The following is a 13,623-nucleotide window of genomic DNA, read 5'->3' on the forward strand; positions in this document are numbered from 1 at the left end:
CCTAGCGTTGTCCGCATGAGTAGCGACTGGCTGGGCGGGGGCGTCGTCTGGGCGCTCGCCGCCGTTCTGTGGGTCGCCTACCTGATCCCCACGTGGATGCGCAGGCGGTCGTACAACGCGACCGAGCGCAACGCGGTGAGGCTGCAGCAGACGCTGCGGATCCTCGCCGAGACCGCGGAAGTGCCCGAGCACGTGCGTGCGGAGGCGACGGCCCGCGAGGTGGCGCTGCAGCAGCGCCGGCTCCGGGTGACCGAGACACGACGACGAGCCGAAGAGAAGGCACAGGCGATGGAGCTGGCACAGGCGGAGAAGGCGGCGCGCGACGCGCTGCGACGGGCGACCGCGAGCGCACGGCGGAGCACGCGATCGGGGCCCTCGGTCCTGCGCTGGCGCCAGGGCGCCGCGCTGGCCGTGCTGGTCGGCGCGGTCGCCGCGCTGGTCGGGCTCGTGATGCTGCCCTTCGGCGGCACGGGTGCGGTGCCGCTCGTCGGCCTGCTCCTCGCCGTCGCGGGGCTCGGCACGCTGATCCTGCTGGCGCCCGGACGCCGCCGCGCCGCCGCTCCGGCCGCGACCGCGACGACGGCCGCCGCGACCGAGCGCCGGCGCGCCGAGGTCTTCGAGGCCGAGCTCGCCGAGGAGGAGGCGGACGACGACTCCGAGGAGCTCGCCGAGGACCGTGCGAGCTGGACGCCGCAGCCGCTCCCCAAGCCGCTCTACCTCTCCCGGGGCACGGTCGCCGCCTCCGCGATGGCCTCGATCGACGCCGTGGAGCGCCTGCGCACCGCCGCGGCGGAGGCGGAGCTCGCCCAGCGCGCCGCCGCGACCGCTCCCGAGGTGGCGCCGCTGCGCGTCCCGCGTGCCGCCGCTCCCGCTCCCGAGGCGCCCCGCCCCTCCTCCCGCTTCGCCGCGATGGGCGTCGTGGACGGCGTCGATGCGATCGACCTCGACCAGGCGCTGCAGCGCCGCCGCGGGGCCTGACGCGGGTGCGAGGCGCCCGCTCGTCCGTGCTAGTGTGGACGAGTTGTTCGGGCCGGTGACGGCTCGAGAGGCACGGGTCCGTGGCGCAGTTGGTAGCGCGCTTCGTTCGCAATGAAGAGGTCAGGGGTTCGAATCCCCTCGGATCCACCACAGAAGAAGCGGGAAAACCGTGACCTGCGTCGCGCGGCCGCGATTTCTCGTCGCTGCGCCTCGCGTCCGGGTGAGGATCGTGGAGCTCATCTGCTTCGATCCGGCAGAGACGTTCTCCTCATCATCGATGGTGCTGCGGTCGAACAGGGCCGGGTCGAGCATCCGCCGTCCGTCCTTGGCTGAGACCTCGCCGGCGCCGATCGGGATGCCGAGCACGCAGCCGACCCGGCACTTCGCCTGCTCGAGGTCGTCTCCGAAGCGTCGAGTCGACTCTCGATCGAGGTGGCCGCCGAGGTTGCGGTCGTCTTCAGCCTTGAGCCGGTCGAGCTGGTCCACCTCGGCGTACGGGAACCGGAGGAGCTTCACCTTCTTCGCTGCAGTTTCGCCTTCTGCGCAGCGAGGGTTCGCCTTTCATCGCCAGTCAACGCGGCCAGCGCGTCGAACACCCGACCGGGCACGGCTTGGACGCGGCCTGCTTCGCCGCCGCTGATCCTGATGCGCTGGAAAGCGCACCGATCCGGTCCTCGACACGGTGCGCGAGCAGCGCGCGGCGCTCAAAGCGGTTCTGCTTGCAGCGGCGTCCGCGCTAGGTGAAGTAGTCGCAGAGCACGGTCTGAGGGATGCGGGGCCACTCGAACGTGACGTTCTTTCCGCACAAGCGGTAGATCGCGCCTTCAACGCAGGGGTCGTATTTCTGGCAGATGCGAGCGGATAGGCGTAGCAGACGAGCCCCACCCCACACATGACGGGGACCAGAAGGTTGGACGGCTCGTGGTCTGCCGGCCGAAGAGCGACGAGGACGACGACCGGGGCAAGGCGGGCTAGTTCGCTCGTGAGCGGCCGGGGAGAGGCTGCATGTCCCGCTTGCCATGCCTCTTCATTCGTCGAGGCTCAACGCGTGTGTACGCTGATCGCCCTGATTCGAGACATTCGTTGCGCCCCAGACATACGTCCCCTCAGGGCCGCGACGAACAGTAGTTCGGCGATCTCGGTGGTCCTGGACTTCGAGCGCCTCGAGCTCTCCGTCGTGGCGGGCCCACTACTCACGCCACCAACCAGTCGACTAGCGCGACGACGATGATGACGAAGAGCGCGAGCCCGATGAGGGCGCCAAGGCTGGTCGGAATCCAATTGAATCCGTCGAATGTGGTGAACCAGGGCGGATCGCCCTTCCTGCGCGACCAGAACGACTTCCGCTTGCCGTTCACCAAAAACCTGCTTGCTTGGCGTGTGACAAAAACATACCACCGTCACTGTTCGGAGACAACCTCATGACAACACATCTTCGTATTGTGTATTCGAGCCCGCTCGACGAGATTCGTCCTCGACGCGCGCCGCTGATCCCCACTCGATGGACACTGTGATCCCGTGGCAGCCGTCGTCGAGGACGCGATACGTCTCGAGGAGTCGTTCGCCCCTTCGTCGGTCAGGGCTCAGGAGGAGCCGGCATACCGCGTCCTCGAGGCCTCTTCTTCATCCCCGGTCGCTACCACGCCCCTGATTCCTCGGCCCCGCCCGATGGCCGAAGTGCTGTGCGCTCGCGCGAGGTCCGTGAAAGGCCTGCTTGCAATCCGCTCCGCCCCCCGGTCATCGCTAGGACTCTGCAGGCGGCCCGGCGAGCGGTCGTCGATCGACCTCTCGTGGGGGTGCCCGCAGCCCTTCGGGAGATCGGAGCCCACGACTTCGTCAGTACGCGGAAGACCCGTGTCCTCTCTCCGCCTCGAGTGCCGAGAGGCTAGGTGTTCGGATGTGATCGAACGAATCCGTCGGCTGCCAGGGACCGGGTGACGAAGGGTTCGATCGTCTCAAGCGCAGAGGGTAGGTCTTCCCAGGCATCGTTCACGAAGGAACTCACCTGCGCACCGGTGAAGAGGTAGACGATCGTTCGCGCGGACAGCGGGACATCGACGTCCCCTCTCAAAGTCTTTTCACCCTCCGCCCGGTGGAGAAAGGAGCTGATCGCTTGTATCCATGCAGAGTCGAAGGTCCGGGTCGCTTCTGGAAACACTGTGGACGCCTGGATGACGAGGCGTGCCCCGGCCTGTGCAACGTGGTCCGACCGGAGCAACCGTCCGAGCGCGTCAGTCAGTTCGAGTAAGCCGGACAGGCCGTCGAGTCCGGAGTCCGAGATTTCTTCGCGTACTCTGACGAACTGCTTCTCCTGACGCGTGATCAGCTCCTGGGCGATCTGCTTTTTGCCTTCGGGGAAGTGGAAGTAGAACGCTCCCTGTGTGACCGCAGCCTCCTCGAGGATGTCTGCCACGCGCGCGGTCTCGTAGTGCAAGCGAGCAAAGACCCGGCTGGCGCCGATCACGAGCGTCTCTCGCGTGGCGATCGCTCGTTCCTGCTTGGCCATCGGATCCCTCTCATCGTGAGCGCGTCGAATCCTAGTGCCGATCTCAAGATTCTCTGCGACGAGACTCGGTTGCTCGGCATCTGCCGCTGACGTATTTCGGCGATCTCTTCCTCATCGAAGGCCCGTCCTGCCTCAGGACGTGCTCTTCGTCGGGCTGCAATGACTGCAGCCGTCAGAGGTCGCCATCTTCTCGAGTCGGGCCGGAATCGATTCATCGCCGCAGAAGGCCCGCTCAAGAGAGCGAGCCTTCTGCGTTCTCTCCGCGGCCCCTTCGCTAGGGCGGGCTGACCGTGCCCGCCGGGTGTGCCGCGGTTCTCTCCTGTCCCTCTTGCTCGCTCGAGGGGGTCGCGTTTGTCCCCCATCCGGGCCGCGCCAGACGGGAGCCGCCCTCCTCCGATCCGTCGGGGGAGCGGCGGCGACGTACGCTCGCCCCTCGTGCTCTCGCAGTACGCGAGGCAGCCGAACGACGGACGACCAGGGGACGGGACGACATGGGGATCACAGCACACAGGGCACGGCGGAGGGCGGCAGGAGTCGGCATGGGGGCGCTCGCGCTCCTGGCGGGGCTGCTCGCGGCACCGCCGGCGGAGGCATCCGGGACGCAGACGCTGCTCGCGCTCGGCGACTCGATCACGCGCGCGGCGACGACCTGCGGGGTGAACCGCGACTGCGTCGAGAACTCCTGGGCGACGGGATCGGCGCCCGCGGTCGACTCGATCGCGAGCCGGATGGCGGCGGCGGACCCGCGGACGGCCGTCCGCGCGGTGAACTACGCGAAGTCGGGCGCGGTCATCAGCGGCGTCGAGTCGCGGATCGACGCCGCGGTCGCGGCCGGGGAGGAGCCGGACGTGGTCACGCTGCTGATCGGCGGCAACGACCTCTGCTCGCTGAGCCTCACGCCCGACTCCCGCGACGGCTACGCGATGACGCCGGCCGCCTCCTTCGTGGCGTCGGCGACCGGCATCCTCCGCTCGATCGGCGAGGAGTGGCCGGAGGCGACGGTGCTCGTCGGCTCCGTCCCGGACATCGAGTCGGAGTGGGAGGCCGTGAGGCCGACGCCGGGCGCCGCGATCTGGGCCTGGGGCGGGGTCTGCCGGACCCAGCGGGGGGTCGACGCCACGACCGGAGCCCCGCTGACCGGCTCGGCCTACACCGCGTCGCTCGCGGCGGCGGAGGACCGGGAGGCCGACTTCAACTCCGCTCTCGAATCGGCCTGCGCGTCCGCCGCGAACGACTGCGTGTGGGACGGCGGCGCCCTCACGGCGGCTCCGATCTCGCTCGACCAGCTCTCGACGGACGTCGACTACTTCCACCCGAACGTCGCCGGCCAGGCGATGATCGCCGAGGAGCTGTGGACGGCCTGGGGCCTCGGCGACGGACCGGCCCCGACGCCGACTCCCGCTCCCACGACCGCGCCGACAGCGGCTCCGGCTCCGGCACCCACGGACTCGCCCGCTCCGCCCCGCGACACGACGGCTCCGAGGACCGTCATCACCGCGCCGACGAGCGGATCGACGGTGCGCGGCTCGGTCACCCTCGTCGCCAGCGCCCAGGACGACGTCGGCACGACGCGGCTGAGCTTCTGGAGCGGAGCGACGCGGCTGGGCGACGCGACGAGGGCGTCGGACGGGACGTGGCGCCTGACCGTCTCGGCCTCGTCCTACCCGGCCGGGCGGTACGCGATCGTCGCGCACGCCTACGACGCCGCGGGGAACCTCGGGCGGAGCGCCTCCATCACCCTCAAGCGCTGAGCGGCTGAGGGGGGCACCGGCCCCCCTCAGCCCCGGGCGACGAGCAGCACGTCGGCGCGGTCCCAGTTCTCGACGGTCTGCAGCACCCAGAAGACCCCGAAGAGGGCGAGGGCGACCGCCTCGCCGAGCAGGAGCCACTGCTCGCCGAGCAGCTCCGCTCCCCGCCCCGTGAGCAGCAGGACCACCAGCGCCGCATCGACCGCGGCGATCAGCACCGCGAGAACGGCGTAGCAGCGGGAGTAGAAGCGCGGCGTCCCCGGACCGCTCGCCCCCTCGGAGCGCACCGCGACGGCGTGCAGACCGGCGGTGACGGCGATCAGCAGGAAGAAGACGCCGGCGGCGGCGTAGTGGCCGAGCCGCAGGAACGACGGGAGCGTGCTCCAGGCGGCCAGGGCGATCAAGAGGGCGGCGGCGATCGCAGTGCGGACGAGCGCCCAGCGGTCGACGACCCGGTCGAGGGCGAGCAGGACCACGGAAGCGACGAGGACGGCCGCAGCGGTGACCAGGTAGGCCGGCAGGGACGCGGCGACCTCAGCCGCGGCCGTCGCGGGCAGGCACGACGCCTCTCCCTCCGGGCACGCCGCTGCCAGGAGGCGCTGCAGCTCCTCCGAGGCGAGGGGCACCGGCACGATCGCGATGACCGGCGCCGTCATGCCCGCGAGCAGCAGGAGGAAGCGCCGCACGCTCCTCCCGGCGAGGACGACGAGCGCGACGCCGACCGCGAAGAGCGCCCCGGTGAAGAGGGAGCGGACCGGGGTGTAGTACGAGGCGCTGATCGAGCGCAGCGGGCCTCCGACGACGAGCTGGTGGACGAGGCCGGCCGCGAGGAGCACCACGGCCGCGACCAGGGAGAGGCGGACGTAGCGGTAGGTGCGGAGGGAGGAGACGGCGCCGACTCCGCCCATCGCGTCGCCGCGGGCCACCCGGCTACTCCGCGCGCAGACCGGAGGAGGCGAGGGCGAAGTCGACGTCGATGCGGATCGCGACGCGCAGGGGGTTGGGGCGCGGGGTGCGGTAGCGCTGAGAGTAGAGCTCGACGGCGTGCTGCACGGCGTCCGGCTCCTCCTCGATCGACGCGGGGCCGCCGAGGCTCAGCCACCGGATGCCGTCGACCTGCCCCACCGTCGCGGTGCCGCCGCGCCGGACGTTGAGCACCTTCTGGCTCTCGCGCGAGGTGATGACGCGGACGACGCCGTCCTCGTAGGTGAAGCCCACGGCGACCACGTGCAGGCGGCCCTGGCGGCCGGGCGTGGAGAGGGTGGCCAGGTGGCGCTCGGTGACGAAGGCGAGGCCGTCGGCGCTCAGGATGCTCATCCCGTGAGCGTAACCGGAGGCGCCGAACCGGTCCTGAGGGCGGCCCGCGGGTCAGCCCTCGAGGATCAGCGCCTCGCCCTGGCCGCCTCCGCCGCAGAGCGCGGCGACGCCCAGTCCGCCGCCCCGGCGCTGGAGGGCCAGCGCCAGGTGCAGGGCCAGCCGTGCTCCGGAGGCGCCCACCGGGTGTCCGAGCGCGATCGCCCCGCCGTCGAGGTTGACCGCCTCGGGCTCGACGCCGAGGTCGTCCGCCGACTGGAGGACCACGGACGCGAACGCCTCGTTGATCTCGATCAGGTCGAGGTCGGAGACCATCGCACCGCGGCGGCCGAGCGCCTGGAGGATCGCCGCCGACGGCTGCGAGTGCAGGGAGTTGTCCGGTCCGGCGACCTGCCCGTGCTCGGCGACGGTCGCGAGCCAGGGCAGTCCCCGCTCGCGGGCCCAGCCGCGGGACACGACGACCAGGGCGGCGGCTCCGTCGGTGATCGGGGAGGAGCTGCCCGCCGTGATCGTGCCCTCGGGAGAGAACGCGGGGGCCAGCCGGGCGAGCGTCTCGACCGTGCTGTCCTCCCGGATCCCGTCGTCGGCGGACACGACCAGGTCCGGCCCGCGCCGCTGCGGCACCGAGACCGGCACGATCTCCTCGGCGAGCACGCCGGTGGACCGGGCCTCGGCGGCCCGCTGGTGCGAGAGCGCGGCGAAGGCGTCCTGGCGCTCGCGGCGGATGCCCCGCTCGGCGTTGCCGTCGTCGGTCACCCTCCCCATCAGGCGGCGGTCGAACGGATCGAGCAGGCCGTCGTGCAGGAGCGCGTCCTCGAGCGGACGCGGGCCGACACCCAGGCCGGAGCGGGACCCGAGCAGGAGGTGCGGTGCGTTCGTCATCGACTCCTGCCCTCCGGCGACGACCACCCGCGCCTCGCCGAGCCGGATCATCCGTGCCGCGTCGATCACCGCGGTCAGGCCGGACAGGCAGAGCTTGTTGATCGTGACCGCCGGGACGTCCCAGCCCAGGCCCGCGAGGACCGCGGTCTGCCGGGCGGGGCCCTGGCCGGCCCCGGCCTGGATCACCTGGCCGAGCACGACCGCGTCGACGTCGGCCGCGGAGGCGCCCGCGCGCTCGAGCGCCCCGCGGATCGCGGCGGCGCCGAGCTCGACGCCCGAGAGCGGCGCGAAGGCTCCGGAGAAGCGGGCGAACGGGGTGCGGGCGCCCCCCAGGATCACGGGGGTGGTGTCGTCAGTGGACACGGGGACTCCTTCTCGACGGTGAGAGCGGTGAAGCGGTGGGGGAGACGGATGCCGGGAGCGGGCCCGGCTCACGGGACGAGCAGGATCTTCCCGCGGACGTGGCCGTCCTCGCTGAGCCGGTGCGCCTCGGCGGCCTGCTCGAGCGGGAGGCGCGGACCGGTCTCGACCGAGAAGCGCCCCTCGCTCGCCAGCCGGGCGGCCAGCGGCACGCCCTCGCGGCGGAGGCGCTGCTCCTCCTCGGTCAGCGGCACGGGGCTGCCGCCGCTCCAGGCACGGATGCCCAGCTCTGCCGCCTGCGGGCCGGCGACCACAGTGCCGACATGCTGCGGATCCGCGACCAGCGCGAGCGAGGCGGCGAGCGCCTCGTCCGTCCCGGCCGCGTCGAGCACGCGGTCGACGCCCTCCGGCGCCGCGGCGCGCAGCCGCTCGAGCAGTCCGGGCCCGTAGGCGACCGGCACCGCTCCGAGCGCGCGCAGCGCATCGTGGTTCGCCGGGCTCGCCGTGGCGATCACCCGGGCTCCGCGGTCGACGGCGAACTGGATCGCCGCCCGGCCGACCGCTCCGGCGCCCGCATGGACGACGAACGTCGATCCCTCGGCGACGGCGAGCGAGACGACCGCCTGATAGGCGGTGGAGACCGGGATGCCGAGCGCGGCCGCCTCCTCGAAGCCGAGTCCGTCGGGGAGCGGATCGAGGGAGTCGGGGGAGACGGCGACGGCGGTCGCGTAGGTGCCGGTGGCGCCGCTGACGATCACCCGGTCGCCGACGCTCCACCCGGTCACGCCCGGTCCGACGGCGGAGACCAGGCCGGAGCCGTCCGACCCGAGCCTCCGCGGACCCTCGAACGGCGGGCTCGGGCGCAGACCGGAGCGCACCTTCCACTCGATCGGGTTCACGCCGGCCGCGCGGACGGCGACCACCAGGGTGCCGGGCCCCGCCTCGGGCTCCGGCGCCTCGACGGTCTCGAGCACCTCGGGTCCGCCGATCCGCTCGTACTGCACGATCCTCGCCATGTCGTCCTCCTCCTCGCGGGCCACCGCCCGCTCCGGTCGCCTCAGTCCAGCAGACTCTCGCGCACCTGGCGGCGCAGCACCTTGCCGATCAGCGAGGTCGGCAGCTCGTCCACCGGGACGATCCGCTTGGGCACCTTGTACGGCGTGAGGTGCAGCCGGCAGAAGTCGCGCAGCGCCTCCGGATCCACCGCCGTCCCGGCCCGCAGGACCACGGCCGCAGCGACGCTCTCGCCGCCGTCCTCGCGGGGGAGCCCGACGACGGCCGCGCGGGTCACGTCGGGGTGCGACTCCAGCACTCCCTCGACCTCGGAGGGGGAGACGTTGAAGCCGCCGGTGATGATGAGCTCCTTGGCCCGGTCGACGATCGTCACGAAGCCGTCGGCCGAGACGGTCGCGATGTCGCCGGTGCGCAGCCAGCCGCCGGGGAGGAGGGCCTCGGCCGTCTCCTCCGGCCGCTTCCAGTACCCCTGGAACACCTGCGGCCCGCGGAGCAGGAGCTCGCCGGACTCGCCCGGGCCGCGGTCGATCGACGGATCCGCGGGGTCGACGAGGCGGATCGTCGTGCTGGGGAAGGGCACGCCCACGGTGCCGGGCCGCCGGGTCGGGCCCACCGGGTTGCCGAGGGCGACCGGCGAGCTCTCGGTCATGCCGTAGCCCTCGACCAGGAGGCCCCGGCTCGCGCGCTCCCAGCGGTCCACCGTCGCGACCGGCAGGCTCATCGCTCCCGAGATCGCGAAGCGGATGCCGCGCAGGTCGAGCTCGTGGCGCTCGGAGGCGCGGGCCAGCGCGTCGTACACGGGCGGCACTGCGGGGAGGAAGGTGGGCGGCGACGACTTCGCGGCCGCCTTCACGAGCCCGACGTCGAAGGTCGGGAACAGCACCACCTTCGCGCCGATGCTGATCGCGAAGGTCAGGCACAGCGTCAGCCCGTAGGCGTGGAACAGGGGGAGCACCGCGTAGAACGTCTCGTCGCCCTCGCGCAGGCCCGGAACCCAGGCGCGGCCCTGCAGGGCGTTCGCGCGGAGGTTCGCGTGCGAGAGGATCGCGCCCTTGGGCGTCCCGGTCGTGCCGCTCGTGTACTGCAGCAGGGCGGTGTCGCCGAGGACCGGGCGGGGGTGCGAGCGCGCGATGCGGCGGTTCTTCAGCAGCGACGCGAAGGGCACCAGGGAGCGGCTGCGGGGAGTCGCGGTCAGCTTCTCGCGCGACCGGCGCACCGACGGCAGGGGGAGCCGCAGCGCCAGACGCTTGCCGAGCGGGAGGGAGCGGGTGAGGTCGACGGAGACGACGCGCTCGACGCCCAGGTCGGCGGGCATGGTCGCGACGACGTCGGCGATCTTGTCCCAGACGACCGCGAACCGGGCGCCGTGGTCCTCGAACTGCCGCCGCAGCTCGCGCGGCGTGTAGAGCGGGTTGTGCTCGACCACGATCGCTCCGAGGCGGAGAGCGGCGTAGAACGCCACCACGTGCTCCGGGCAGTTCGGGAGCACCAGCGCGACGCGGTCGCCGACGCGCACGCCCAGGCGCCGCAGGCCCTCCGCCGCGCGCGCGACCTGCTCGCCGAGCTCGGCGTAGCTGGTCTCGGCGCCGAAGAACTCGAGGGCGGTGCCGCGGCGGTACTGCGCGACCGAGTCCTCGAGCAGGTCGACGAGGGTCTGGGAGGGAGGGTCGATCTCGGCGGGCACGCCCTCCGCGTAGGAGGTCAGCCACGGCTTCGTCGCCAGGTTCGAGGATCCGGAGGTCACGGGCCGAGTATCGGGCACCCGCCTCCGCACTTCCTCCGAGGCGCGCGGAGGGGGTGCCGCAGCGGCCGGGGGAGCGGCAGGCTGGCGGCATGAGCGCAGCCATCGACCTCCTCCGCGACGCCTTCGGCCGGGTGCACGAGAACGTGCACGCCGTCCTCGACGACAGCATCCCCGATCAGCTCGCGTTCCGCGCGGACGCCCGCTCGAACTCGCCCGCCTGGCTCGTCTGGCATCTGGTCCGGGTGCAGGACGACCACCTCGCCCCGCTCGCCGGTCACGAGCAGGTGTGGACGGCCGACGGCTTCCACGGACGGTCCGGCCTGCCCTTCGGACCCGACGAGACCGGCTACGGGCAGGAGCCGGCCGAGGTGGCGGCGCTCGCCGCGGTGCCCGCCGCGCTGCTCGCGGAGTACGCCGACGCCGTGCACCGGCAGACGCTCGCCCTCCTCGACACGCTCGGCGACGAGGACCTGGAGCGCGTCGTCGACGAGCAGTGGGATCCGCCGGTGACCCTCGGGGTGCGGCTGGTCTCGGTGATCGACGACGACACGCAGCACGTCGGCCAGGCCGCGTACGCGAAGGGTCTCGCCGAGCGCTCGGCGCGCTGAGCCAGGCCTCTACGCTGGCGGGATGCGCGCGCTCCGGACCCTGCCCGCGAGCGCCGTCCTCGCCCTCGCGAGCGCGCTGACCCTCGTCGGCTCCTGGATCCCCTCCTACTGGAACGACGAGGCCGCGACCCTCCGCCTGGCACGGCTCCCGGTGGGGGAGCTCCTCGCCTTCGTGCAGGAGAAGGACGCGGTGCACCTGGTCTACGGCCTGCTGATGCACGGCTGGATCGCCCTCGCCGGGGAGTCGGAGCTCGCGGTCCGCGCGCCGTCCGCTCTTGCGACGGGAGCGGCGGCGGCGTGCGTCGTCCTCCTGCTGCGCGCGTTCGATCGGCCCCGGGCGGCGCTCCTCGCCGCGGCGGTGCTCGTGCTGCTCCCGCGGTCGTCGTTCTCGGGGACCGAGGCGCGCTCCTCCGCTCTGGCCACCGCTCTCGTGGTGGGCGCGGCGGTCCTCGTCGTGCGGGCGGCCCGCTCCGGAGGCGCCCTGCGCTGGATCGCGTTCGCGGCCGTCGCGGGTCTCGCGAACGCCGTCTTCCTCTACTCCGTGCTGGCGCTGCCGGCTCTCGTCGCCCTCGCCGCTGCCGCAGCGCCCCGGGGTGCCGTGCGGGCTCTCGCGCCGACCGCCCTCTCCGCGCTGGGCGCCGTGCCGGTGCTGCTCCTCGCGGTCGGGCAGAGCGGCCAGGTCGGCTGGCTCCGCTCGCAGCCCGTGACCGCGTTCACCGTCCTGGTCGAGCCGTTCTTCGGATCCGCGTGGTGGCTGGCCGGGACCGCCGTCTCGCTCCTCGCGGTCGCCGCGGTGCGGGGCGGCCTGCGCGGGCCGCTCCTGCCGGCCCTCGTCCTCTGGATCGTGCTGCCGACGGCGGTGCTGGTGCTCGGGACCCTCCTCCTCGAGCCGATGTTCACCCCGCGCTACCTCGCGTCGAGCACCCCCGCCCTCGCGGTCCTCCTCGGCCTCGCGCTCGACTCGTGGAGCGGCCGGACGGGCGTCGCCCTCCTCGCCGTGATCGCAGTGGCCGCCCTGCCGGTCCTGGTGCAGATGCGCACGGTCACCGGGAAGCCCGCCGGGCAGGACCTCCGCGGTCTGGCCGCCGCCGTCCAGGAGCGGGCTCGTCCGGGCGACGCTGTCCTCCTCGGCTCCTCCGGGACGGTCTCGCTCCGGCCCCGCCTGGCGCTCGCCGCCTATCCGGAGGCGTTCGCGGGCGTGGACGACGTCGCCCTCGCTGCTGCGTACGAGACGACGGGGACGTACTCCGACCGCCTGCTGGAGGGCGACGCCCTGCGTGCGGCCCTCGCAGGGGAGGACCGGGTCTGGCAGGCGCTGCCCGCGGGCGAGGCGGACACGGTGCTCGCCGAGACGGGGTTCGTCGCGCGCGAGCGGATCCGGGTGCCGACGACGGTGCTGACGCTGTGGGAGCGCCCGGAGGGCCGCTGATCCGGAGCGCCCGGGGCGACGCCGCACCGGAGTGGACGGACCCCGGAGCGCCCGGAGCCCCGCCGACGGGGAGCCGCTACCCTTGTCCCCGGCGCCGTCGCAGAGCGGTGGCGTCCGCGGAGCGAGGACCGCGCCACCGAGAGGACCCGAACGTGACGTTGCCCGAGACCACGACCACCGCCATCGCGAAGCGGAAGGGGCGCGACGTCGCCCCCGAGATCGCTCGCTCCTGGCTGCTGGTGAACGCCACCCGCACCGAGACGTTCGACTCCGCGCACGCGTCCCGCGCCGACCAGATCGTCCTCGACATCGAGGACGCGGTCGACCCCAAGGCGAAGCCCGACGCGCGGAACGACGTCGCGGAGTGGCTGACCGGCGAGAAGCGCGCCTGGGTCCGCATCAACGACCACTCCACCCCGTTCTGGTCCGACGACGTCGACGCGCTGAAGGGCCTGCCCGGCCTCGCCGGCGTCATGCTCGCGAAGACCGAGGCCGCCGAGCACGTCACCGAGACCTTCGACCGCCTCGGCGGTTCCACTCCGGTGCTCGCCCTGGTCGAGTCCGCCCTCGGCATCGAGGAGGCGGTCTCGATCGCCCGCGCCCGCGGCACCTTCCGCCTCGCCTTCGGCAGCGGCGACTACCGCCGGGACACCGGCACCAGCGCCGACGACCTCGCGATGGCCTATCCGCGCTCGCGCCTGGTCGTCGCCTCGCGGATCGGCGACCTGCCCGGCCCGATCGACGGACCGACCGTCTCGAACAGCCACCCCGTGCTGCGCGAGCAGTCCGCGCTCACGGTCTCGCTCGGCCTCACCGGGAAGCTCTGCCTCGACACCGAGCAGCTCGCCGTGATCAACGAGGTCATCAGCCCGACGCCGTCCGACGTCGCCTGGGCCCGCGACTTCCTCGACGACTTCGAGGCCCGCGGCCGCGTCATCCGCGACGGCAGCGACCTGCCTCGTCTGGGCCGCGCCAAGAAGATCGACAAGCTGGCCACGGCGTTCGGCGTCAACCCGCTGTGATCCGTCGCGGCGAGGGCG

Annotated in this window: 13 protein-coding genes and 1 tRNA gene; 6 read left to right on the forward strand and 8 right to left on the reverse strand. The window is 72.9% G+C overall.

Features of this window, described 5'->3' with window-relative positions; all coding sequences use genetic code 11:
- Positions 1–15: 15 nt before the first annotated feature.
- Both C5D44_RS13915 and C5D44_RS13920 read left to right on the forward strand, forming a co-directional pair.
- Positions 16–978, forward strand: coding sequence for a hypothetical protein (locus C5D44_RS13915; RefSeq protein WP_104282011.1), 963 nt, complete (start codon positions 16–18; stop codon positions 976–978).
- A gap of 74 nt (positions 979–1,052) precedes the next feature.
- Positions 1,053–1,128, forward strand: a tRNA-Ala gene (locus C5D44_RS13920).
- Here the strand turns inward: C5D44_RS13920 and C5D44_RS13925 are convergent.
- The 3 genes from C5D44_RS13925 to C5D44_RS13930 form a co-directional block, all read right to left on the reverse strand.
- The gene (locus tag C5D44_RS13925) at positions 1,099–1,494 is read right to left on the reverse strand and encodes a hypothetical protein (protein WP_104282012.1); all 396 of its coding nucleotides are present in this window, start codon (positions 1,492–1,494) and stop codon (positions 1,099–1,101) included. The two genes, C5D44_RS13920 and C5D44_RS13925, sit on opposite strands and share 30 nt — an antisense overlap.
- Before the next feature lie 677 nt (positions 1,495–2,171).
- Positions 2,172–2,336, reverse strand: a complete 165-nt coding sequence (locus C5D44_RS18140) for a hypothetical protein (RefSeq protein WP_181118517.1) — start codon at positions 2,334–2,336, stop codon at positions 2,172–2,174.
- A gap of 527 nt (positions 2,337–2,863) precedes the next feature.
- Positions 2,864–3,484, reverse strand: a complete 621-nt coding sequence (locus C5D44_RS13930; protein ID WP_104282013.1) for a TetR/AcrR family transcriptional regulator — start codon at positions 3,482–3,484, stop codon at positions 2,864–2,866.
- Between the two features lie 539 nt (positions 3,485–4,023).
- On the opposite strand from C5D44_RS13930, the gene C5D44_RS13935 reads away from it, so the two are divergent.
- Positions 4,024–5,235 (forward strand): GDSL-type esterase/lipase family protein, encoded by a 1,212-nt coding sequence (locus C5D44_RS13935; RefSeq protein WP_181118518.1) that lies wholly within the window; start codon positions 4,024–4,026, stop codon positions 5,233–5,235.
- A 26-nt stretch (positions 5,236–5,261) separates the two neighbouring features.
- Here the strand turns inward: C5D44_RS13935 and C5D44_RS13940 are convergent, their stop codons facing one another.
- The 5 genes from C5D44_RS13940 to C5D44_RS13960 form a co-directional block, all read right to left on the reverse strand.
- Positions 5,262–6,158 carry a hypothetical protein gene (locus C5D44_RS13940; protein WP_104282015.1) on the reverse strand — a complete coding sequence of 299 codons (897 nt, stop codon included), beginning with the start codon at positions 6,156–6,158 and terminating at the stop codon, positions 5,262–5,264.
- 4 nt (positions 6,159–6,162) lie between these two features.
- A complete protein-coding gene (locus C5D44_RS13945) occupies positions 6,163–6,549 on the reverse strand; it encodes a pyridoxamine 5'-phosphate oxidase family protein (protein ID WP_104238325.1) in 387 nt (128 codons plus the stop codon).
- Positions 6,550–6,600: 51 nt separating this feature from the next.
- Positions 6,601–7,791: an acetyl-CoA C-acyltransferase gene (locus C5D44_RS13950; protein WP_104275374.1), complete on the reverse strand. Its 1,191-nt coding sequence runs from the start codon at positions 7,789–7,791 to the stop codon at positions 6,601–6,603.
- A 68-nt stretch (positions 7,792–7,859) separates the two neighbouring features.
- Complete coding sequence (locus C5D44_RS13955; protein ID WP_104282031.1) at positions 7,860–8,804, reverse strand: NADP-dependent oxidoreductase; 945 nt, start codon at positions 8,802–8,804, stop codon at positions 7,860–7,862.
- Positions 8,805–8,845: 41 nt separating this feature from the next.
- The gene (locus C5D44_RS13960; RefSeq protein WP_104282016.1) at positions 8,846–10,546 is read right to left on the reverse strand and encodes a long-chain-fatty-acid--CoA ligase; all 1,701 of its coding nucleotides are present in this window, start codon (positions 10,544–10,546) and stop codon (positions 8,846–8,848) included.
- Between the two features lie 89 nt (positions 10,547–10,635).
- On the opposite strand from C5D44_RS13960, the gene C5D44_RS13965 reads away from it, so the two are divergent.
- The 3 genes from C5D44_RS13965 (at position 10,636) to C5D44_RS13975 (ending at position 13,605) form a co-directional block, all read left to right on the forward strand.
- The gene (locus C5D44_RS13965; RefSeq protein ID WP_104282017.1) at positions 10,636–11,154 is read left to right on the forward strand and encodes a DinB family protein; all 519 of its coding nucleotides are present in this window, start codon (positions 10,636–10,638) and stop codon (positions 11,152–11,154) included.
- A gap of 22 nt (positions 11,155–11,176) precedes the next feature.
- A complete protein-coding gene (locus C5D44_RS13970) occupies positions 11,177–12,583 on the forward strand; it encodes a glycosyltransferase family 39 protein (protein ID WP_104282018.1) in 1,407 nt (468 codons plus the stop codon).
- A 158-nt stretch (positions 12,584–12,741) separates the two neighbouring features.
- Entirely contained in the window at positions 12,742–13,605 is an 864-nt protein-coding gene (locus C5D44_RS13975) for a CoA ester lyase (RefSeq protein ID WP_219812832.1), read from the forward strand.
- The last annotated feature ends 18 nt before the right edge of the window (positions 13,606–13,623 follow it).

This window comes from Rathayibacter sp. AY1B5 (assembly GCF_002932795.1).
Classification (GTDB): domain Bacteria; phylum Actinomycetota; class Actinomycetes; order Actinomycetales; family Microbacteriaceae; genus Rathayibacter.

Coding starts and splice junctions, on each gene's coding strand:
- C5D44_RS13915 (WP_104282011.1), top strand. CDS start 16: ATGAGTAGCGACTGGCTGGGCGGGGGCGTCGTCTGGGCGCTCGCCGCC.
- C5D44_RS13930 (WP_104282013.1), bottom strand. CDS start 3,484: ATGGCCAAGCAGGAACGAGCGATCGCCACGCGAGAGACGCTCGTGATC.
- C5D44_RS13935 (WP_181118518.1), top strand. CDS start 4,024: ATGGGGGCGCTCGCGCTCCTGGCGGGGCTGCTCGCGGCACCGCCGGCG.
- C5D44_RS13945 (WP_104238325.1), bottom strand. CDS start 6,549: ATGAGCATCCTGAGCGCCGACGGCCTCGCCTTCGTCACCGAGCGCCAC.
- C5D44_RS13955 (WP_104282031.1), bottom strand. CDS start 8,804: ATGGCGAGGATCGTGCAGTACGAGCGGATCGGCGGACCCGAGGTGCTC.
- C5D44_RS13965 (WP_104282017.1), top strand. CDS start 10,636: ATGAGCGCAGCCATCGACCTCCTCCGCGACGCCTTCGGCCGGGTGCAC.
- C5D44_RS13970 (WP_104282018.1), top strand. CDS start 11,177: ATGCGCGCGCTCCGGACCCTGCCCGCGAGCGCCGTCCTCGCCCTCGCG.